Origin of the sequence: Pseudomonas sp. PP3 (genome assembly GCF_905336995.1) — a bacterium.
GTDB lineage: Bacteria > Pseudomonadota > Gammaproteobacteria > Pseudomonadales > Pseudomonadaceae > Aquipseudomonas > Aquipseudomonas reinekei.
The window spans coordinates 1,431,711-1,452,654 of the sequence record NZ_HG995459.1 but is presented as its reverse complement, the minus strand read 5'-3'; the positions used below and the strand labels follow the sequence as shown (position 1 = coordinate 1,452,654).

The following is a 20,944-nucleotide window of genomic DNA, read 5'->3' as shown; positions in this document are numbered from 1 at the left end:
CCTGAAAAGAAAACACACTCCTCGAGCAAAAGGTGGCGTCTACGCTGAAAAGAAATCGTCATGGAGGACGCTCGATGCCCGCTTACCTGCGCTATTTCTTATTGATCACTCTGCTCTGCCGATTGCCCTGGGCGTTTGCCACCACCATTCATAGGTGCGAAGCAACCAACGGGCACATTACTTTCACCACCCATAGCTGCACTCCCGACGAAAGCCGCTCGATACAGGATGTCCGCACGTACACACCGAACAATGAACCCATCACCCTCATGCCCGGGCCTGAGACTCGCCAGATCCCGGACAGGAATACCAAAAGAAGTGAACCAACCATTGTCGGTAAGAGCGAGGACGGATGCGGAAATCTGATCAGCGCCAGAGAGCGACGCGAAGCAATCATCAATCAGCGGGTGGTCGCCGGCATGAGCCAGCAGGATGTCGAAAGCGCGCTGGGCAAGCCAGACAAGATCAGTATTCGCAATTCGAGCACAAGCTATCGCTACGAAACCAAGCGAGGCCGCAGCGCGCATATCGAATTCGATGAAAGAGGATGTACGAAAGGAAAAGCTAAATCCCAGACGGCAAAAAGCCCGCATTAAATGCGGGCTTTCTGTTGTATGGTGCACTCGACAGGATTCGAACCTGTGACCGCTCGGTTCGTAGCCGAGTACTCTATCCAGCTGAGCTACGAGTGCATTTGTGTTTTTATACCAGATCACAACTGGTTGAAGCCAAGTTATTCACATCACTGCAAACAACTCTTAAATGGTGCACTCGACAGGATTCGAACCTGTGACCGCTCGGTTCGTAGCCGAGTACTCTATCCAGCTGAGCTACGAGTGCATTTGTTGCCGCGCATTATAGGCCGTTAAATCTGTTTGTAAAGCGCTTTTTTCTAGTAATTTCAACAACTTACCGAAGAAGCCAGATTACAACGTACTACGCAAATAATGGCGGAGAACGGGGGATTCGAACCCCCGACACCCTTTTGAGGTGTACTCCCTTAGCAGGGGAGCGCCTTCGGCCACTCGGCCAGCTCTCCGCAACACGGGGCGTATCTTAACCAACCTTTTCCCCGTTTGCAAACATAAAAAACGATAAAAATTAATGGCTTGGTTCTTCGTCCTTCTCTTTCTTGATGCGCAGGTAGATTTCCTCACGGTGTACCGCTACCTCTTTAGGGGCGTTCACACCAATACGCACTTGATTTCCTTTGACGCCGAGCACGGTCACGGTGATTTCGCCATCACCAATAATCAGGCTTTCTGCGCACCGACGAGTCAGAATCAACATACCTTTCTCCTCACGCCTTACATTTCAGGGACAACAGTCTGCAAAAAAATAGGCACTCGACCTACAACCCAAATCGGTTGCGACCTACATGCCTGAGTATTGACTAGCGCGAGCAAAAGAACAGTCTCGGGGCCACGCCATTCAAAAAAACAAAAGGCGCGGTCAGACCGCGCCTTTTGGCAAACGCATCACTCGCCCTGGCGGGCCGGTGCGTCCAGTTCGAAAGCCGTGTGCAGAGCGCGCACAGCCAGTTCCAGGTACTTCTCTTCGATCACTACGGAGACTTTGATTTCCGAAGTCGAGATCATCTGGATGTTGATACTTTCTTTGGCCAACGCCTCGAACATGCGACTGGCGACGCCCGCGTGGGAGCGCATGCCAACGCCGACGATCGACACCTTGGCGATCTTGGTGTCGCCGATGACTTCACGGGCACCGATCTCGGCAGCGGTCTTTTCCAGCACGGTTTGCGCCGCCTGATAGTCGTTGCGGTGTACGGTGAAGGTGAAGTCGGTGGTGTTATCGTGCGCAACGTTCTGCACGATCATGTCGACTTCGATGTTCGCGGCACTGATCGGGCCGAGAATCTTGAATGCAACGCCCGGGGTGTCTGGCACGCCACGGATGGTCAGCTTGGCTTCATCGCGGTTGAAAGCGATGCCGGAAATGATCGGCTGTTCCATGGTTTCCTCTTCATCAATAGTAATGAGGGTGCCCGGACCCTCCTTGAAGCTGTGCAGTACGCGCAGCGGAACGTTGTACTTGCCGGCGAATTCCACCGCCCGGATCTGCAGCACCTTGGAACCGAGGCTGGCCATTTCCAGCATCTCTTCAAAGGTGATCTTGTCCAGACGCTGGGCCACGGACACAACGCGCGGGTCGGTGGTGTAGACGCCGTCCACGTCGGTGTAGATCTGGCATTCGTCAGCCTTCAGGGCCGCCGCCAGCGCCACGCCGGTGGTATCGGAACCACCACGACCGAGGGTGGTGATATTGCCGTGCTCGTCGACGCCCTGGAAACCAGCGACAACCACTACACGACCGGCCTTCAGGTCACCGCGAATCTTCTGGTCATCAATCTGCAAGATACGCGCTTTATTGTGCGCACTGTCCGTCAGGATCCGAACCTGGTTACCGGTGTAGGACACTGCCGGCACACCGCGCTTGATCAACGCCATGGCCAACAGGGCAATCGTCACCTGCTCACCGGTGGAAACGATCACATCCAGCTCACGGGGAACCGGCTGATCTTCGCCACTGATTTGCTTGGCCAGATCGATCAGACGGTTGGTTTCGCCGCTCATTGCAGACAGCACAACCACCAGGTCATCGCCGGCTTCGCGGAATTTCTTAACCTTGTCGGCGACCTGCTCGATTCTCTCGACAGTGCCGACCGAGGTGCCTCCAAATTTCTGTACGATCAAAGCCATTTCAAAGCCGCCTCTGCCCGTGAAGGGCGCCCAAATAATCACTCAAACAGCGTTCCGGCCCGCCACTAGACTGCGGGCCGGAGGCGCTGCCTTATAAACCCTGCTCTACAAACGGAACGGTCAGCGCCAGTGCTGCGTCCAGGGCGCCGGCGTCTGTGCCGCCGCCTTGCGCCATGTCTGGACGACCACCGCCCTTCCCGCCCACTGCCGCAGCGGCTTGCTTCATCAAATCACCGGCTTTGAGTTGGCCAGTCAGGTCTTTGGTTACGCCTGCAACCAGAACGACCTTTTCCTCATGGACACTGCCGAGCAGGATCACTGCGCGGCCGAGTTTGTTTTTCAGCTGATCGACCAGCGCCAGCAGTGCCTTGCCGTCCTGACCGTCGAGACGCACGGACAGTACCTTCACGCCTTTGACATCCAGAGCGGAAGCCGACAGATCATCGCCCGCCGCGCTGGCTGCCTTGGCCTGCAACTGCTCGAGTTGCTTCTCCAGCAGACGGTTGCGCTCCAGCACAGTCGACAGCTTGTCGATCAGGTTGTCGCGGCTGCCCTTGACCAGGTTGGCCGCTTCCTTGAGTTGTTCTTCTGCCGCGTTCAAGTAAGCCAGTGCCGCAGCGCCGGTAACCGCCTCGATACGACGCACACCCGACGCCACACCGCCTTCGCTGATGATTTTCAGCAGGCCGATGTCGCCGGTACGGTTGGCGTGGATACCGCCACACAGTTCGACGGAGAAATCGCCCCCCATGCTCAGCACGCGCACGTTGTCGCCATACTTCTCGCCGAACAGCGCCATGGCGCCCTTCTGCTTGGCGGTTTCGATGTCGGTTTCTTCGGTTTCAACGGCGGAGTTCTTGCGGATCTCGGCGTTGACGATATCTTCCAGCGCTTTCAGCTGTTCAGGCTTGATCGCTTCGAAGTGGCTGAAGTCGAAACGCAGACGCTGGCTATCCACCAACGAACCTTTCTGCTGAACGTGCTCGCCCAGTACCTGACGCAATGCCGCGTGCAGCAAGTGGGTGGCCGAGTGGTTCAACGAAGTCGCGTGACGCACCTCGGCATCTACGTGGGTTTCCACTGGAACACCGATGGTCAGGCTGCCGGAGTCCAGCACGCCGTGATGCAGGAACGCACCGCCGGTCTTGGTAGTGTCACGTACATCGAAACGCGCATTGCCCGCCTGGAGATAGCCGCAATCGCCGATCTGGCCGCCGGATTCAGCGTAGAACGGCGTCTGGTTGAGAACGATCACCGCCTCTTCGCCTTCATTCAAGACGTCGACCGACTGGCCATCTTTATAGATGGCGACGATTTTCGCCGAACCGCTGGTGTCTGCGTAACCGGTGAACTCGGTGGCCACATCAACCTTGACCAGCGTGTTGTAGTCCAGACCGAACGAGCTGGCCGAACGCGCGCGAACACGCTGGGCTTCCATCTCACGCTCGAAACCGACTTCGTCGACGGTCAGGTTGCGCTCGCGCGCGATGTCGGCGGTGAGGTCCATCGGAAAACCGTAGGTGTCGTAGAGTTTGAACACCACGTCGCCTGGCACCACGGTGCCTTTGAGCTCCAGCAGATCCTGCTCGAGAATCTTCAGGCCGTGCTCCAGCGTCTTGGAGAACTGCTCTTCTTCGGCTTTGAGCACGCGTTCGATGTTGCTCTGCTGCTTCTTCAATTCCGGGAAGGCTTCGCCCATCTCGGCGACCAGTGCCGCGACGATCTTGTAGAAGAAGCTGCCGGTGGCGCCCAGCTTGTTACCGTGACGGCAGGCGCGACGGATGATCCGGCGCAGTACGTAACCGCGACCTTCGTTGGACGGCAGCACGCCGTCCGCGATCAGGAAACCGCACGAGCGGATGTGGTCGGAAACCACTTTCAGCGAAGACTGATCGCCATTTTCGCAACCGATCGCTTCAGCCGAGGCCTTCAGCAGGTTCTTGAACAGGTCGATGTCGTAGTTCGAGTTGACGTGCTGCATCACCGCACTGATCCGTTCCAGGCCCATGCCGGTGTCGACCGACGGAGCTGGCAGCGGATGCAACACGCCATCGGCGGTGCGGTTGAACTGCATGAACACGTTGTTCCAGATCTCGATATAACGGTCGCCGTCTTCTTCCGGCGAGCCCGGTGGGCCGCCCCAGATATGGTCGCCGTGATCGTAGAAAATCTCGGTGCATGGGCCGCAAGGACCGGTATCGCCCATGGTCCAGAAGTTGTCGGAGGCGTAAGGCGCGCCCTTGTTGTCGCCGATGCGGATCATACGCTCGACCGGCACACCGATCTCTTTGGTCCAGATGTCATACGCTTCGTCGTCGGAGGCGTAGACGGTGACCCAGAGTTTTTCCTTTGGCAGTTTCAGAACGCCAGTCAGGAAGGTCCAGGCGAAGGTAATCGCATCGTGCTTGAAATAGTCACCGAAGCTGAAGTTACCCAGCATCTCGAAGAAGGTGTGGTGACGAGCGGTATAACCGACGTTTTCCAGGTCGCTGTTCTTGCCACCGGCACGCACGCATTTCTGGCTGCTGGTCGCGCGGGTGTACGCACGTTTTTCCTGGCCCAGGAAGCAGTCCTTGAACTGGTTCATCCCCGCGTTAGTGAACAGCAGGGTTGGGTCGTTGCCCGGAATCAAAGAGCTGGAGGCTACACGGGTGTGGCCTTGCTCTTCGAAGAAGCGAAGGAAGGCTTCACGGATTTCTGCGCTTTTCATTAGGTTCTTCCACGGAGGCTGCGGCCAAAGGCCTGTTCGAAACGTCAACAGACGAAGCGACGGCAAAGGGCCGCATTATATCGGCCCTGCGCGCGGGGTACAGCGTGTTTATACGATAGAAACAGTCAATTGGAGCGCTAACGCTATCACTTGCGCGAAAAGTCGACGAATGTCGCGACGACCTGCTCGATTTGCGCCCGGCTGACGTCCATGTGCGTGACCATGCGCAGACGAGCGGCGGCACTGAGTTTGATACCTCGTTCAGCAGCGAAGGCCTTGATCGCCTGGGCCTTGTCACCCATCGAGACGTACACCATGTTGGTCTGAACCGGCTCGACTTCATAACCCGCCGCGCGCAAACCTTCGGCCAGCAATTGCGCATTGGCGTGGTCGTCAGCCAGACGTTTAACGTTATTGTCCAGTGCGTACAGGCCCGCCGCCGCCAGAATCCCGGCCTGGCGCATGCCGCCGCCGACCATTTTGCGCAGACGCCGCGCCTTGCCGATCAGCTCGACCGAGCCGCACAGCACCGAACCGACCGGCGCGCCCAACCCCTTGGAAAGGCAGACGGAGACGGAATCGAAATGCTGGGCGATTTCCCGGGCATCGACCCCGAGCTTGACCGCTGCGTTGTACAGCCGCGCGCCGTCCAGGTGAAGTTGCAGCCCGTGTTCACGGGTAAAACTGCGCGCCCGGGCCAGGTACTCCAGAGGCAGGACTTTGCCCTGCATGGTGTTTTCCAGCGCCAGAAGGCGGGTGCGGGCAAAGTGGAAATCGTCCGGTTTGATCGCGGCGGCGACCTGCGCCAGGTCCAGAGAGCCATCGGCCTGCACTTCCAGTGGCTGCGGCTGGATCGAGCCCAGCACGGCCGCGCCGCCACCTTCGTACTTATAGGTATGCGCCTGCTGACCGACGATGTATTCGTCGCCGCGTTCGCAATGGGCCATCAAACCCAACAGATTGCTCATGGTGCCGGTCGGCACAAACAGGGCTGCGGCAAAACCGAGTCGCTTGGCCAGCTCCGCTTCCAGATGATTGACCGTCGGATCTTCACCATAAACGTCATCCCCCGTGGCGGCGGTGGCCATCGCGTCGAGCATGCCGGCGGTAGGTTGGGTGACGGTGTCGCTGCGAAGATCGATAACGCTCATGAATCTGGCCTCGGTAAGCAGGGGGAAATCCCTTTCAGAAAGAATTACTGCGGTCAGGCCGATGAATATTCAACCCTTGCGCAAGGATAATGCCCATTAATACAGCGAAATACTCGATGACAATCATCTGAAAGCATCAATGCGCCTGTAGGAAATATGTGTTAAAAACGCTGCGCCGCCAGACTTTCTGGTGGCAAAAACGTTCTCAGGGCGGGGTGCAACTCCCCACCGGCGGTAATTGCGCGCAATGCGCATAGCCCGCGAGCGCTTGGCGACAACACGCTTCGGCGGTGATTGGCGGCAAGGTCAGCAGACCCGGTGTGATCCCGGGGCCGACGGTCATAGTCCGGATGAAGAGAGAACGGGATTGGCGCCAAAGGGCTGTCCGCAGGCATTCGTGCCGGCGTGCATACCCTTAAATCCCATTCGATTCATATGCCCTGTTTTTTTCTCAAACAGGAGTCAGAACATGCAACCCACCGCAATCGACAGCAAAAGCAAAAACCATCAGGGCGAGCGCGTCGCGTTCATCCAGGCCTGCTGGCACAAGGAAATCGTTGATCAGAGCCGTAAAGGCTTCGTCGCTGAAATGATTGCCCAGGGTTATCAGGAATCCGATATCGACTTTTTCGAAGTCGGCGGCGCCTTTGAAATGCCTCTGCACGCCAAGTTGCTGGCCAAGACCGGTCGTTATGCCGGCATCGTCGCAGCAGCACTGGTGGTGGACGGCGGGATCTACCGTCACGAGTTCGTCGCCCAGTCAGTGGTCAGCGGTTTGATGCAGGTTCAACTGGAGACCGAAGTGCCGGTGTTCTCGGTGTCCCTGACCCCGCATCACTTCCATGCCGGTGAAGAACTGCATCATAAGTTCTTCTTCGATCACTTCGTGCACAAAGGCCAGGAAGCGGCGAAGACCTGCGCGGATACGCTGAGCAAGATTCGCGCGTTGCGTCGCACCGAGCCGCGTGCGGTAGCCGTCTAAGCACAAAACCTGAAGGAGCCGGCTTGCTGGCGATAGCGGTGGGTCAGTCAACGGTTCGTTAACTGGCAGTACGCAATCGCCAGCAAGCCGGCTCCTACTGAGGCTGTGTGTCAGGCCAGGTTTTCGTCGGTGGTCGGCACGATCAGGATGCCGGCGCGCAGGCCGTTCTTCACCTTGGGGTTCGGGAAGATGATCCGGGCGCCCTCTTCTTCGATGATCCAGCGGGTGTTGGCGATGTCTTCCGCCAGCAGGTAACCCACTTCCAGTTCCGAAAAATTCTCGATATCCACCGGCAAGTTCAGGCGGAAGCTGTCGCTGTGCTTGATGATTTCCCGCGCCACACTAAACAGTTGCAAACCGTCCAGTGATGCCTCGGTCAATTCCGGCTCGGTGCCTTCAATGATCTGTTTAAGGCGGTTCTCCAGCAGCGACACATTGACCCCGTCGTTCTGCCCGAACGGCCGCGCCTTGCCCAACTCCAGCGTGAAGGCTTCGGCCCCGAGCTTGTCGTAGGTGTAAGAGCTGAAAACGATGGACGGTTTGTTCTGCAGCAGCACCGCTTCCATCCCGGCGGCGCGCAGACGAGCCAGTTCCTGGCGCGAATGCTGGCGATCTTCCTTCCACGGGTACAAGGCGAACTGCTCGATTTTCGAACCACGAATGGCGGTGTGCAGGTCGTAGTGCAGACGCTGGCGATCCGGCAGGCTGAAGAAACTGGCGGCCAAACGCTCCAGCTCACAAGCACGTAAGGCTTCGGAGCCGCTGCTTTGTTCGTGACGACCGTTGAACAGTCGATTGACGTCCTGTTCGACAAAACGCTCGCCTTTGCGAATCGCTTCGGGGTTGCCGAACAGGAACAGAATACGTGCGCGCGGCTTCAGATCGCCGCGGGCAATGTCGTGCAACAGGCGATCAAGCAACTCGATCGGCGCTGTTTCGTTGCCATGGATCCCCGCTGACAGCAGCAGGTCCAGGCCGTTGTCGCGCGCTTCAGGTGGCCGGACTTCCAACGCCCCTTCGCTCAACCAGCGCATGCGCACGCCTTCGACAGTCAGTTGAGTCTTCTCCGCCGGTTCGCGGCCGGCGAGGGTCAGTTCAAGCAGTTTGCCGAGGGCGAGCATAGAGCGGTTTCCTTAGTGGTCGTGATTGCAATCCGGGCCGTGCACGTGATCCTCGTCGTCGCCGAGTTCAGCCGGTTCCATTTCCAGTTGCAGACTTACCAGATTAGTCGCCAATGGGCGCAGCAGCAGGTTGGCGTATTCGGCGTCGCCTTCTTCGACGTCCACGCCGATCAGCAGTTGGCCGCGGCCGTCTTGCTGGATCCACAGCTCTTTGCCTTGCCACAGGACCGCGACGCGGGTGCAGGAGGTTTCCAGTTGCGTGCCGTCGGTGTCTTCAAGGATCAGCTGCAGGGTATCGCTCATGTTTTTACGCTCTCGGTTGAGATGAAGCAGCGCGCTGTCGTGCACAACAACGCGCCGTCGATCAATTGATCTGGAATGGATAAACCGCGCCCAGTTTAAGGATTTGTGTCAGTTCATCCAGTGCCGTCCGGCACTCGAGCAGCAATCGCGGGTCCGCCAGATCGTTTTCGGTCATGCGGTCGCGGTAGTGCTTCTCGACCCATTCGGTCAAAGTGCCGTACAACGGCGCCGTCATGATAACGCCTGGGTTGACGGCCGCCAGTTCGGTTTCGTTGAGCGCGACGCGCAGCCTCAGGCAAGCAGGGCCACCGCCGTTTTGCATGCTTTGCTTGAGATCGAAAACTTTCACTTCACGAATCAGGCCGCCGGAGCTGGTCAAACCCTGCAAATACTGCCAGACACGCTCGTTGCCACGGCATTCTTCCGGGACGATCAAGAGCATGGAGCCGTCAGGACGCGACAGCAATTGGCTATTGAACAGGTAGGACCGAACCGCGTCTTCTACGGTTACCGCGGAACGCGGAACACACACGGACTGAAATTTCCCACCGACTTTGGCGAGTTTGCTTTGCAGTTCAGCGAGCATCTGTTCGGTGTCGAGGAAGGCATCCTCGTGATAGAACAACACTTCGCCGTTACCCACGGCAATCACGTCGTTGTGGAACACGCCCTGGTCGATCACCGACGGATTCTGCTGGGCATAGACCACACCGTCATCGCTCAAGCCGTGCAAACGCGCAACGGCCTGGGACGCTTCAAGGGTCTGGCGCGCCGGGTATTTCTGCGGTGCCGGATAGCGGGTGTCGAACGCGCTGCGGCCGAACACGAAGAACTCGACGCCGGCTTCGCCGTACTCACGGCAGAAGCGGGTGTGGTTGGCCGCGCCTTCGTCGCCGAACTGCGCCACGGCCGGCAACGCGCCGTGGTGAGCGAAGTGTTTCTGGTCGGCGAACATCGCCCCCAGCACGCGGCTGGTGGTCGGGTGTTCGATGCTGCGGTGGTATTTGCAGTTGAGGTTGGCGGCGGTGAAATGCACGCGGCCGTCCGCGGTATCGGCGCTCGGGCTGACCGTGGCGGCGTTGGCCACCCACATGCTGGACGCCGAGCAGCTGGCAACCAGCAATGGCATGGCTTCTTTAGCGGCGCGTTCGATCACTTGCGCATCGGTGCCGCTGAAACCCAGGCGACGCAGCGCGGCCACGTCCGGGCGTTCCTGCGGTGCCAGTACGCCTTGCTGGAAACCCATCTCCATCAGCGCTTTCATCTTCGCCAGGCCCTGCAGCGCAGCTTCTTTCGGATTGGAAGATTGCTGGCTGTTGCTCTGGGACGCGACGTTGCCGTAGGACAGGCCGCCGTAGTTATGGGTCGGCCCCACTAGACCGTCAAAATTGACTTCATAGGATTTCATCAGCGAGGCTCCACGAGAATCTGTTTTTTATAAGCATCAAGTAACTGTTCAGTACGACCGCGGCGCGACCACCGCGGGCAAGCCCGCTCCCACAGATTCAGCGGTGTTCACATATTTTGTGTTCGACGCAGGACCTGTGGGAGCTGGCTTGCCAGCGATTGACATCACGCCATTTTCACGCCAGGCGTGAGGGCCGCAGGCAACACCAGGCTCGGGGTTTCCAGCGAGGCCACCGGGTACGCGCAGTAATCCGCCGCGTAGTAGGCGCTGGCGCGATGGTTGCCCGAGGCGCCGACGCCACCGAACGGGGCGCTGCTCGCGGCACCGGTCAGTTGCTTGTTCCAGTTGACGATACCGGCACGGCTTTCCAGCCAGAATTGCTGGTAGCGCGCTTCGGAATCCGACAGCAAGCCAGCCGCCAGCCCGTACGCCGTGTCGTTGGCTTCGGCAATCGCCGCTTCAAAATCAGCGTAGCGGATCACTTGCAGCAGCGGACCGAACAACTCTTCGTCAGGACGATCGGCGACGGCGGTCACGTCGATAATGCCGGGGGTCAGCAGCGCGGATTGAGCCTGTGGCTGCGTCATCGGCAACAGCGCCACGGCACCACTGGCCAGCAGATGTTCCTGCGCATCCATCAACGCTTTCGCAGCACCGAGGGACACTACCGAGCCCATGAACGGCGCCGGCTGTTGATCGAAAGCACCGACTTCAATCGTCGAACTGACCGCCACCAGGCGCGCCAGCAACGAGTCGCCCCAGGCGCCTTGCGGCACCAGCAAACGGCGAGCGCAAGTGCAGCGCTGACCGGCGGAAATGAACGCCGATTGAATGATGGTGTACACCGCGGCATCCAGGTCAGCGACCTGATCTACCACCAGCGGATTGTTGCCGCCCATTTCCAGCGCGAGAATCTTGTCCGGACGACCGGCGAATTGCTGGTGCAGATGGTTGCCGGTGCGGCTGGAACCGGTGAAGAACAGACCGTCGATGCCCGGGTTCGCCGCCAGGGCGATACCGGTTTCGCGGGCGCCTTGCAGCAGGTTCAACACGCCAGCAGGCAGACCGGCGTCGATCCAGCACTTGACCGTCAGCTCGGCGACTTTCGGGGTCAGTTCGCTTGGTTTGAACAGCACACTGTTACCGGCCAGCAGCGCCGGCACGATGTGACCGTTCGGCAAGTGACCAGGGAAATTGTAAGGACCGAATACAGCCACCACACCGTGGGGCTTGTGGCGCAATACGGCGGTGGCGTCGCCCAGCGGGCCGCTCTTCTCGCCGGTGCGCTCGCGGTAGCTCTGCACCGAGATCGCGATTTTATTGACCATGCTGGTGACTTCGGTCGCGGCTTCCCATAGGGGTTTGCCGGTTTCTTCGCCGATGGTACGAGCGAGTTCGTCGGCGTTGTTTTTCAACGCGGCGGCGAAGGCTTCGAGCACCGAGATACGCTCTTCCAGCGTCCGACGCGCCCAACTCGGGAACGCCTGACGTGCGGCTTGCACGGCTGATTCCACTTGATCAACGGTGGCACCCGTGCCGGACCACAGCACTTGCTGGGTCACCGGATTGAGCGACTCAAAGACTTCGCCCTGGCCTGCCAGCCATTCACCTGCAATGTATAGCGACTTCATTATTTCGACTCCCGAGCAGCAGACAACGCCACGGCGCGCACTTGATCGCCAGCGTTGAGTTGAAGACGTTTGGCGGTCAGCGGATCGACCACCAGGGTGCCGGCGGCGAGACGTGCGGGTGCAGCCGTGATCCGGCAGTCTTCGCGTTTGCGGTTGTGAATGATGAACGGCGTGGCGTCGTCACCCGGCGTGCCAACGGCCAGCACCAGCGCCTGGCTATCGCGCACGGCGCGGATCTTGCCGGTTTCGCATTCGATGGCCGGGCCCGCGTCGAAGATGTCGACGTAGCCCTGATAGCTGAAACCTTCGCTCTTGAGCATCGACAGCGCCGGCTCGGTGTCCGGGTGCACTTGGCCGATCACGTTGCGCGCATCCGGCGACAGGAAGCAGGTGTACAGCGGGAATTTCGGCATCAGCTCGGCGATGAACGCCTTGTTGCCCACGCCGGTCAGGTAATCGGCCTGGCTGAATTCCATTTTGAAGAAGTGTCGACCCAGGCTTTCCCAGAACGGCGAACGTCCGGCTTCATCGGAAACGCCGCGCATCTCGGCAATGATCTTGTTGCCGAACAGTTGCGGGAATTCGGCGATGAACAGCATCCGCGCCTTGGACAGCATGCGACCGTTGAGACCAGTGCGATAATCGGCGTGGAGGAATAGCGAGCACAGCTCGGAGTTGCCGGTCAGGTCGTTGGCCAGGAACAGCGTCGGGATCTCGCGGTAGATGTTCAGCTCTTGCGAAGCGCTGACTGTCAGACCGACGCGGAAGTTGTACCAGGGCTCGCGCAGACCGACGGCGCCGGCGATGGCGGAAATACCCACCACGCGACCCTCGTCATCTTCGAGCACGAACAGGTAGTCCGCATCGCCCCGCCCGGCTTCGCCGCGGAAAGTCTTCTCGGCCCAGCCGACCCGATGGGCCAGACGTTCTTCGTTGGCCGGCAAAGTGGTCAGGCCGGTGCCGGTGCTACGGGCCAGGTCGATCAGAGCGGGTAAATCGCTGCTGCGTACGGGACGAACGATCATGCTATCTCCTCAAACGGGCCGCTTGCGCCACCCGTGAAACTCGCTGCTTTCTAAGCATTCTTTAACGCAGGCGTTAAACCGCCACCAGGCGCACGCTGGCACCCTCGCCTACGCCCAGGGCTTCGGCCGTTTCCAGATCCAGGGTCACGGGTTTGCCCGGTGCGTAATCGAGCTCGAGCATCACGGCGCGGTAATCCTGCAACTGGGCGTTGGCCACCAGATACTGACGCCCGACACCTTTGACCGGCTCACCGATTTTCACCGGCACCACGCGGCTCTGGGCGATCGAACGGATCCCCGAGACGCGGGCATGCAGGGTCGGGCCGCCATCGAAGATGTCGATGTAGTGATCGGTCTCGAAGCCTTCGCGCATCAGGATGTCGAAGGTGATCTGTGCCCGAGGGTGCACCTGGCCCATCGCTTCTTGCGCGGTGTCCGGCAACAGCGGCACATAGATCGGGTAGTGCGGCATCAGTTCGGCGAGGAATGTACGGCTCTTCAAGCCACACAGGCGTTCGGCCTCAGCGTAGTTGAGGTCGAAGAAGTTGCGACCGATGGCATCCCAGAATGGCGAGTCGCCGTTTTCATCGCTGTAACCGACGATCTCGGTCACGACCGAATCGGCAAAGCGTTCCGGATGGCTGGCGACGAACAGCAAGCGGCCACGGGAGTTGAGTTCGGCCCAAGGTGAACCCACCAGTTCACGCTGCACGTAGAAACTGGTCAGCAAGCTGTTGCCGGTCAGGTCGTGGCACTGCGAGAGCACGTGAATCTTGTTATGGATCTTCAGCTCGCGGGAGGCGTGCACGAACGTTTCGTTGCGGAAGCTGTAGAACGGCTCGGAGTAACCGGCCGATGCCACGATGGCCGAGCAACCGACCAGCTTGCCGGTGGTGCTGTCTTCGAGGACGAAGAAATAGCTTTCCTCACCGTTGAAGCTCACTTCGGCCGCGAACGAAGCTTCGCTCGCGGCGATCTTGTCGCTCAGGCGTTCAACGTCATCCGGCAAGGAAGTGACACCAATCGGGCTATCCGCAGCCAGACGCTGTACCTCGCCCAGATCAGCCATTTGCGCGGGGCGCATCACCAGCATGGTGTCACTCCTTATCGTAAAACTCTTATAGGAAAAAACACCGGATTCAACTTGAAACACCCTTTGTAGGAGCCGGCTTGCTGGCGATGGCGGCAGGTTGATCGCCGCAAGGCTTAAGGGCCTCATCGCCAGCAAGCCGGCTCCTAAAGGGGTGTTGCGTCAGGATGGGTCCGGCACAAAAATTGGGTTCGACGCCTGAAAGGTCAGGCGTCGAAGGGTCTATCAGGCTTGCGTCAGTTTTGCAGCGGCGCGTTCGAAGCGGTCAAGACCGGCATCGATATCGGCGTCTTCCACCACCAGGCTCGGGGCGAAGCGCACCACGTCCGGGCCGGCTTGCAGGACCATCAGGCCTTCTCGCTCGGCGGCGTTGAAAATGTCCTTGGCCTTGCCTTTCCAAGCATCGCTCAGCACGCAACCGATCAACAGGCCCATACCGCGGACCTGGGTGAACAGGCCATATTTCTCGCCGATCTGCTCAAGGCGCGCCTTGAACTTGTCGTGCTTGGCCTTGACGCCGGCCAGCACTTCAGGAGTGTTGATCACGTCGATCACGGCTTCCGCAACGGCGCACGCCAGCGGGTTGCCGCCGTAAGTGGTGCCGTGGGTGCCGACAACCAGGTGTTTGGCCAGGTCTTCAGTGGTCAGCATAGCCGCGATCGGGAAACCGCCGCCCAGGCTCTTGGCGCTGGTCAGGATGTCCGGGATCACGCCGTAATGCTGGTAGGCGAACAGGTGGCCAGTACGGCCCATGCCGGTTTGCACTTCGTCGAAGATCAGCAGCGCGTTGTTCGCGGTGCAGAGGTCGCGAGCGCCTTGCAGGTATTCGAGTTCGGCCGGGATCACACCGCTCTCACCCTGGATCGGCTCCAGGACAACAGCACAGGTCTTGTCAGAAATGGCGGCTTTCAGCGCGGCCAGATCGTTATAAGGCACATGGGTGATGCCGGTGATCTTCGGACCGAAGCCGTCGGAGTACTTCGATTGGCCACCGACGTTCACAGTGAACAGCGTACGGCCGTGAAAGCTGTTGAGCGCGGCAATGATTTCGTATTTTTCGCTGCCGAAGCGATCGAACGCGACACGACGGGCCAGTTTGAACGCGGCCTCGTTAGCTTCGGCGCCGGAGTTGCAGAAGAACGCGCGGTCGGCAAACGTGGCGTCGATCAGCTTATGGGCCAGGCGCAGGGCCGGCTCATTGGTGAACACGTTAGACACGTGCCACAGCTTGTTCGCCTGCTCGGTCAAGGCACCGACCAGCGCCGGATGCGCGTGGCCCAATACGTTCACGGCAATCCCGCCGGCGAAGTCGATCAGCTCGCGACCAGACTGGTCCCAAACGCGGGAACCGGCACCACGCACTGGAATGAAAGCGGCAGGCGCGTAGTTGGGAACCATTACCTGGTCGAAATCGGCGCGTTGTACCGCAGCGTGCTCAACGGACATCGGAGTCTCCTGAAAAGGAACACTCGCCTGAAACTGGCGAGCGATGAGGGGATTGTAAGGACAGTTTTCAGCCCGGCCTTGCCGCCAAGCGACAACTTCTTATAGCGCAAACCCCGGATTTTCCCGGGTTTACGGCAATGCGACATATAGGGTCGCAAAGGCGCAGTTTAACTGGCGCAGAGCGTTTGCGGCAGGCTTGCTCCGTTGTAACCGAAGCCGATTCGACGAGTGCGGTAAATATGTACCGCACTCGATCCGGGTTCGCGCGCTTTCCTAGAGGCCTTATCAAACCTCAAAGACCACCTTGACCCCATGACGATCTCACAGAACACCCTGGCTTCCGATGTATTCAGGTCGGACGCGCACTATCAGCACTTGATCAATGTCGTTCCGCCCTGGTTGCGCCAGGCGACATCACAACGGCGTGAAGCGCTGGGCAACAGCACGCCAGGCATGCCGGCCAGCCTCAAGAGCGCCCCGGCCCATCAGCATGCGGAACTGGGCAAACTGATCTCCCGCCATGTAACAAGCCAGAACCGGGTCGATCAGATGATGGCGAATCTGCAGAATCCGGCCGAGTTCGCCGAACCTCTGCTCAAAGCTGAGCTCAAGACCCGCTTCGGCCTGGAACTGGACGTTCGCAATACCTGCCTTCGCCTGTACATCCCCGCCCACATCCCCTGGTTGCGCCTGAAATCAGGGGCCGCGCGCATCTGGACGGTGTCATTGCTGGATGCGGTGTTGCACAACTTCGAAAGCGCCGAAACCGAAACCGACGCTTTCGAACCCGTTTCGACTTACATCACGCCGCCTACCGCCAACGGGCAATTTCAGACCTTGCCGCAAGTCCTGGAAAAAATGCCCATCACAGCCTTCACCCACCTGAGCCGGGAGCTGGACATCGGCCAGCGCTATAAAGAGTACCTGGAGGACAATCTTGGCATTAGTAACCCAGTGGCCTCGGCGCTATTGCGACCGAAAATCCATGACAGCCAGAAAACCGCGCTGACCGCCGCGTTGCAGATGGCGCAGATGCAAAAGCTGCTGGGCAGTGATGTCCACCCGCTGATTATTGGCTTGCTGGACAACTTGCCGTATCTACGTTTGCGCGGTCAGCCCTGGGGCTGTCATGAGCTGACGATCATGAATGCTCGCCTGACCGGCATCCTGTTGTTTGCACCGGACCTGGAAAGCGCACGGGAAACGGCCAGGGTAGTGGCATACATTCCTGACGACCCCGAACATCCGATCAAGGAATACCCCTCGTCCGCCGCCTTTGCCGAAGACTTGAGCCGACGTCTGCGCACGCCCGACTATCAACAGTTTTTCAGCCGCTTCATCAATCATGAGGATCGCGGGCACTTCTTCGCACAATTAAACGCCCAGCTCGCGCCCATCACCTGGCAACCGGTTCAGTCGGGCGATGCGCGCCCGACCTGGCGCGAGTCGCCCAACCCGCGCGTCGACCTGCGCATCGCCTCAACGCCGATCAATGGGGACCTGTGGAATCATCTGTATCAATCCAGCCTCAACAAAATACTCAACGACGCTCGGGTCATCGCGGTATCCACCGCAACGGTCGACCAGAAAGCCCGCTGGGCACTCTGGGATTCCTTCACCGATATCGCCTCGACCCTGCTGAACATCGCGGCCTTCATCGCCCTGCCGTTCGTACCGTTCCTGGGTGAGTTAATGCTTGCCTACATGGCTTACCAGTTGCTCGACGAAACTTTCGAAAGCGTCGTCGACTGGGCCGAAGGCCAGGGCCGCGAGGCATTCGGGCACTTGATGGACGTCGTTGAGTCCGCCGTGCAATTGGGCACCCTGGCGGCGGGTGGTGTGATTGCGGCTGGGGAATTTCGCGCGGCGCTGCCCAAGGACATCGTTGAGTTCATCGACCGCTTCAACTCAGTGAAACGACCGAACGGCGAAACCCGGTACTGGCAGCCGAACCTCAGCGCCTACGAAGACCTTGCTGCTCTTCCCGCTGATTCAAAACCTGATGCCTTGGGGTTGCATCGGCATCAGGACAAAGTGTTGCTCCGCCTGGAAAACAAATGCTACGCCGTCAGCGCGGACCCGGTAACGGGTGAGCATCGCATCGACCACCCTACCCGCGCTGAAGCCTATAAACCCGCGCTCAAACACAACGCCGCCGGCGCCTGGCAAACCGAACTGGACCAGCCACTGAGCTGGGACCAGGCCACCCTGCTCCGACGAATCGGGTCGGACATGCAGCGCTTTTCGGAGATCGAGCGCGAGCGCATGTTAACCATCAGCGGCATTCACGAAAACGTTCTGCGCAAGATGCATATGAATGTCGGACAAGTACCGCCGCTTTTGGCCGACACGATCAAACGTTTCAAGATCGATCAGGACATTCAAACTTTCATCGAGCAAATCGGCAGCAACCAACCGGACATCTATCTGAAGGCCGACCCTGTTACCCAGCTCGAATTGCTCAACACCTACGGCTTCTGGCCGCAAACCCGAGGTGTACGACTGACAGATGCGCAAGGCCAGACACTTTGGCAAAGCCCCGCGCCCGATGTCCCCCGGCTGCAAATCGATGTGACACGGCTTAATAGCGGCGACCTGCTCAAAACCATGCTGCTCGCCCTATCGGACGAAGAAGCAAGAGCGATGCTGGGCGAGGAGTTTGGCCTGCCTTCACCTGGCCTCGAAAGTCGTACGCGCAGCCTGCGCCAGACTCTGGCGCAAACGGCGCAGCGCAAACGCCAGAGCCTGTTCGAGCAGCGTTACCGCAGACTCGAACGCGGAGCTCTTCCAGCGGTACAAACCCTCATCGACGCCGAACCCGGCTTGCCCTCCAGCGTCGCAGAAAGACTCATGGGCACGGCTAACGACGAGGAATTGCAACAGCTCAAGCAAGCACGCGTTTCCCCGCGACTCACGGGTTTGAGCCAAGAGGCGAATCTGCAGGTGCGTGTCACTCGCGCCTATGAAGGGCTGGACCTGACGTCGACCGAAAACAACCTCGACACCGACCGCCTGGTGCTGCACTCCCTGGAAAAACTGCCGGGCTGGACAGGACAGATTCGCCTGGAAATTCGTCATTACACCCACCAAGGCCCCCTGATCGACCATATTGGCAGCGTCGACGCCAAGGTCCGCAAGGTTCTGGTTCTCAGCGAAAAGGGCTCGTACCAGGCGTACGACGCGTCAGGTGACGAACTCAGCGGCTTGAACACTCTGTATGCCAGTTTGCTAAATGCCTTGCCGGATGCTGAACGCGCCGAACTTAACCTGGCTGTTGGCGAGGGAGAAAAACTGAAACGACAGATCATCAGGCATGCTCTCGATCGTGAAGAATTGGGATCGTTGTTGGAACAACAGCCGAATCTTAAACCGACCTATGACCCCAGCCTCATGCGTTTGCTTGGGGGCACAGATGGCTTTCACCGCAAGCCATTCGGCGCGCCCCCCTTGCAAGCGTACGCGCACCAATTGCTGCCACAACTGCCCCCCGCAGAGTTGCAAGCCTTTGTCGAACGCCTGCAACGCCAACCCGCTGGACCGCGCGCGGAATTGAGCAGACTGATTGCCGAGCACGCCAGCGTCAGCAATACACTGCAGCGGTGGCGCAGCGAAATACCCCAACTCATTCCGGACACCCAGACCAGACTCAGCGAGGAACAATTGGTCATTCAGCGCCAGGCACGCCAGCATTTCGTGGACCAACTCCTGGGTGTCTGGCGTGAACAGGCTTCACAACTCGGCCAGGAAATACGACCTCTGGAGTTTCGCTTTACACAACCGATCATTGGTGAACTCCCGGTGTTGAACGTCGGCTTCAGTCGATTGAAGAGCGTCTCCCTCGATGGTCATGTCGCCACACGCGGGGTGCATGAGTTTTTAAACGGCTTTTCCGATTTGCATCGCCTGGCTTTACGCAACTTTCAGCTCAATGAAATTCCCGAGATCGTCGTGAGGTCACCTGGTCTACGCCAATTGATTCTCCGAAATTGCGCGATCACCCTGAATCTACAAAGCCATGCAACCCTCTCGGCACTTGACCAACTGGTGTTGCTGGATCTGTATAAGAATCCGCTGGGACTGATGCCTGATGTGGAAAATCTTCCGCATCTGAACTACGTCGTTTTCTCGGAAACCGGCATTAACGCTATACCCAACGGCCTGCTGAGTCGCCCCCGACTTAGAACCGCGCTGCTCAATAACAATCACATCAGCGAATTGCCCGCCGCTCTTTTCGACCTGCCCAAAACCACCCGGGACGGCATCGACCTGGGCGGCAATCCACTCTCCACCGCAGCCCGCGAGCGTATAAAAAGTCATTTCAATCTGACCCATCAGGACTTGGGTGTGCTTGCCGAACAGCCGGACATCCATCGAGTGCAGGCCTTGTACCCTGACATGGATCAGGAGCAAGCGACTGAGTTCATCTACCAGTTACCCGGCACTCTGATCGATGGCAGGGTTGAAATTTCTCGCCTGGAGGGCGAGCTCACCACCCTGATTAATGACCTGGCTGCATGGACCGCCGCTGTACCGGCCGTGCATCCGGTCACCGGTGAACCCTTCAATGCGCAGCAACTGCTGGCCGAACATTCAATCCGGGATGAATTCAAAAGAAGGGTAGAAAGTTGCTGGCGTCGACAATCCAATCAGGCTCCGTTGAACCCTGAACCGCAGGCGAGGTACGAACTGGATCTTTCTTTGATCATCACCGGTGATTTGCCCACCCTGCGCACGGACTTCAGCCATGTAGCGCAGCTTTATCTGCACAGCTATAGCGGTCTGTCTGGGGTGGGACGTTTTCTGGAACGCTTTCCGCGCCTGAATGGGCTGACCATTCGCAACTACCGACTAGGGAGCATCCCCGAAGCCACTTTCCGAATGGGTGAACTGAACACTTTGGAGCTGAGCGATTGCCAGCTGACCCTGACCCCGCAAACGGTACTGGATCTCGCTCAAATGACGCGGCTCGACTACCTCGACCTTAGCGAGAACCCGCTCGGTCTGACGCCGGATCTTAGCCAGATGCCCCTTCTGAAAACGCTGCTATTAAACGAAACCGGCATCACCGAGCTTCCACGAGGGTTATTCCAGTTCACGGAGATGGAAACCGTAGACCTGCGTTCAAACCAAATCACACACATTGCAGCCGACATCATGGAAATGCCCCGAGATGTCGCCGAGGCGATCAATTTGCGCGGCAATCCTCTGTCCGAAGAAAGCATTCAGCGGTTAATCGCCTATTTCCAGCAGACAAGCATCGACTTTGGCGTCGAAGCGGTGATCGATCAGGCGGAACTGGAAGTGTCGAGTTCTGGAGGTTCTGACGTCGACGAGTGAACGGAGCCGGCATCGGAGCG

Annotated in this window: 14 protein-coding genes, 3 tRNA genes and 1 riboswitch; of the genes, 3 read left to right on the top strand and 14 right to left on the bottom strand. The window is 58.9% G+C overall.

From position 1 onward, the window contains the following. Positions 1–74: 74 nt before the first annotated feature. Positions 75–596 carry a cell envelope protein SmpA gene (locus tag KHO07_RS06725; RefSeq protein ID WP_212626761.1) on the top strand — a complete coding sequence of 174 codons (522 nt, stop codon included), beginning with the start codon at positions 75–77 and terminating at the stop codon, positions 594–596. A 19-nt stretch (positions 597–615) separates the two neighbouring features. On the opposite strand, the gene KHO07_RS06720 is transcribed toward KHO07_RS06725, so the two are convergent. The 7 genes from KHO07_RS06720 to ltaE all read right to left on the bottom strand — a co-directional run bounded on the left by KHO07_RS06720 (position 616) and on the right by ltaE (position 6,581). Further along, positions 616–692: transfer RNA gene (locus tag KHO07_RS06720), tRNA-Arg, on the bottom strand. 71 nt (positions 693–763) lie between these two features. Beyond that, positions 764–840, bottom strand: a tRNA-Arg gene (locus KHO07_RS06715). A gap of 108 nt (positions 841–948) precedes the next feature. Beyond that, positions 949–1,039 (bottom strand) — tRNA-Ser (locus KHO07_RS06710). Positions 1,040–1,101: 62 nt separating this feature from the next. Next, the gene (gene csrA / locus KHO07_RS06705) at positions 1,102–1,290 is read right to left on the bottom strand and encodes a carbon storage regulator CsrA (protein ID WP_002554426.1); all 189 of its coding nucleotides are present in this window, start codon (positions 1,288–1,290) and stop codon (positions 1,102–1,104) included. 188 nt (positions 1,291–1,478) lie between these two features. Further along, positions 1,479–2,720 carry an aspartate kinase gene (locus KHO07_RS06700; protein ID WP_075945333.1) on the bottom strand — a complete coding sequence of 414 codons (1,242 nt, stop codon included), beginning with the start codon at positions 2,718–2,720 and terminating at the stop codon, positions 1,479–1,481. 91 nt (positions 2,721–2,811) lie between these two features. After that, a complete protein-coding gene (alaS, locus tag KHO07_RS06695; RefSeq protein WP_212626760.1) occupies positions 2,812–5,430 on the bottom strand; it encodes an alanine--tRNA ligase in 2,619 nt (872 codons plus the stop codon). Between the two features lie 146 nt (positions 5,431–5,576). After that, positions 5,577–6,581, bottom strand: a complete 1,005-nt coding sequence (ltaE, locus tag KHO07_RS06690; protein WP_212626759.1) for a low-specificity L-threonine aldolase — start codon at positions 6,579–6,581, stop codon at positions 5,577–5,579. Positions 6,582–6,778: 197 nt separating this feature from the next. Next, positions 6,779–6,948: riboswitch (FMN riboswitch) on the top strand. 102 nt (positions 6,949–7,050) lie between these two features. On the opposite strand from ltaE, the gene KHO07_RS06685 reads away from it, so the two are divergent. Next, positions 7,051–7,563 (top strand): 6,7-dimethyl-8-ribityllumazine synthase, encoded by a 513-nt coding sequence (locus KHO07_RS06685; RefSeq protein ID WP_075945336.1) that lies wholly within the window; start codon positions 7,051–7,053, stop codon positions 7,561–7,563. A 110-nt stretch (positions 7,564–7,673) separates the two neighbouring features. Here KHO07_RS06685 and astE read toward each other — a convergent pair whose 3' ends face one another. The 7 genes from astE to KHO07_RS06650 all read right to left on the bottom strand — a co-directional run bounded on the left by astE (position 7,674) and on the right by KHO07_RS06650 (position 15,587). After that, a complete protein-coding gene (gene astE, locus KHO07_RS06680; RefSeq protein WP_150733608.1) occupies positions 7,674–8,684 on the bottom strand; it encodes a succinylglutamate desuccinylase in 1,011 nt (336 codons plus the stop codon). Between the two features lie 12 nt (positions 8,685–8,696). Then, entirely contained in the window at positions 8,697–8,987 is a 291-nt protein-coding gene (locus tag KHO07_RS06675; RefSeq protein WP_046042326.1) for a hypothetical protein, read from the bottom strand. 61 nt (positions 8,988–9,048) lie between these two features. After that, positions 9,049–10,395: an N-succinylarginine dihydrolase gene (gene astB, locus KHO07_RS06670; protein WP_212626758.1), complete on the bottom strand. Its 1,347-nt coding sequence runs from the start codon at positions 10,393–10,395 to the stop codon at positions 9,049–9,051. Positions 10,396–10,559: 164 nt separating this feature from the next. Next, positions 10,560–12,029: a succinylglutamate-semialdehyde dehydrogenase gene (astD, locus tag KHO07_RS06665; protein ID WP_212627591.1), complete on the bottom strand. Its 1,470-nt coding sequence runs from the start codon at positions 12,027–12,029 to the stop codon at positions 10,560–10,562. Further along, on the bottom strand, positions 12,026–13,051 hold the full coding sequence (gene astA / locus KHO07_RS06660) for an arginine N-succinyltransferase (protein WP_212626757.1): 1,026 nt from the start codon (positions 13,049–13,051) through the stop codon (positions 12,026–12,028). The genes astD and astA overlap by 4 nt, the downstream gene beginning before the upstream one ends. 73 nt (positions 13,052–13,124) lie before the next feature. Then, positions 13,125–14,144 (bottom strand): arginine/ornithine succinyltransferase subunit alpha, encoded by a 1,020-nt coding sequence (gene aruF / locus KHO07_RS06655; RefSeq protein WP_212626756.1) that lies wholly within the window; start codon positions 14,142–14,144, stop codon positions 13,125–13,127. A 222-nt stretch (positions 14,145–14,366) separates the two neighbouring features. Next, positions 14,367–15,587 carry an aspartate aminotransferase family protein gene (locus tag KHO07_RS06650; RefSeq protein WP_212626755.1) on the bottom strand — a complete coding sequence of 407 codons (1,221 nt, stop codon included), beginning with the start codon at positions 15,585–15,587 and terminating at the stop codon, positions 14,367–14,369. Between the two features lie 312 nt (positions 15,588–15,899). Between KHO07_RS06650 and KHO07_RS06645 the strand changes: the two genes are divergently transcribed. Next, a complete protein-coding gene (locus tag KHO07_RS06645) occupies positions 15,900–20,924 on the top strand; it encodes a DUF6543 domain-containing protein (protein ID WP_212626754.1) in 5,025 nt (1,674 codons plus the stop codon). The last annotated feature ends 20 nt before the right edge of the window (positions 20,925–20,944 follow it).

Excerpts from the sequence above, each read along its gene's own strand:
- KHO07_RS06725 (WP_212626761.1), top strand. The coding sequence starts at position 75 with ATGCCCGCTTACCTGCGCTATTTCTTATTGATCACTCTGCTCTGCCGA.
- csrA (WP_002554426.1), bottom strand. The coding sequence starts at position 1,290 with ATGTTGATTCTGACTCGTCGGTGCGCAGAAAGCCTGATTATTGGTGAT.
- KHO07_RS06700 (WP_075945333.1), bottom strand. The coding sequence starts at position 2,720 with ATGGCTTTGATCGTACAGAAATTTGGAGGCACCTCGGTCGGCACTGTC.
- alaS (WP_212626760.1), bottom strand. The coding sequence starts at position 5,430 with ATGAAAAGCGCAGAAATCCGTGAAGCCTTCCTTCGCTTCTTCGAAGAG.
- ltaE (WP_212626759.1), bottom strand. The coding sequence starts at position 6,581 with ATGAGCGTTATCGATCTTCGCAGCGACACCGTCACCCAACCTACCGCC.
- KHO07_RS06685 (WP_075945336.1), top strand. The coding sequence starts at position 7,051 with ATGCAACCCACCGCAATCGACAGCAAAAGCAAAAACCATCAGGGCGAG.
- astE (WP_150733608.1), bottom strand. The coding sequence starts at position 8,684 with ATGCTCGCCCTCGGCAAACTGCTTGAACTGACCCTCGCCGGCCGCGAA.
- KHO07_RS06675 (WP_046042326.1), bottom strand. The coding sequence starts at position 8,987 with ATGAGCGATACCCTGCAGCTGATCCTTGAAGACACCGACGGCACGCAA.
- astB (WP_212626758.1), bottom strand. The coding sequence starts at position 10,395 with ATGAAATCCTATGAAGTCAATTTTGACGGTCTAGTGGGGCCGACCCAT.
- astA (WP_212626757.1), bottom strand. The coding sequence starts at position 13,051 with ATGATCGTTCGTCCCGTACGCAGCAGCGATTTACCCGCTCTGATCGAC.
- aruF (WP_212626756.1), bottom strand. The coding sequence starts at position 14,144 with ATGCTGGTGATGCGCCCCGCGCAAATGGCTGATCTGGGCGAGGTACAG.
- KHO07_RS06650 (WP_212626755.1), bottom strand. The coding sequence starts at position 15,587 with ATGTCCGTTGAGCACGCTGCGGTACAACGCGCCGATTTCGACCAGGTA.
- KHO07_RS06645 (WP_212626754.1), top strand. The coding sequence starts at position 15,900 with ATGACGATCTCACAGAACACCCTGGCTTCCGATGTATTCAGGTCGGAC.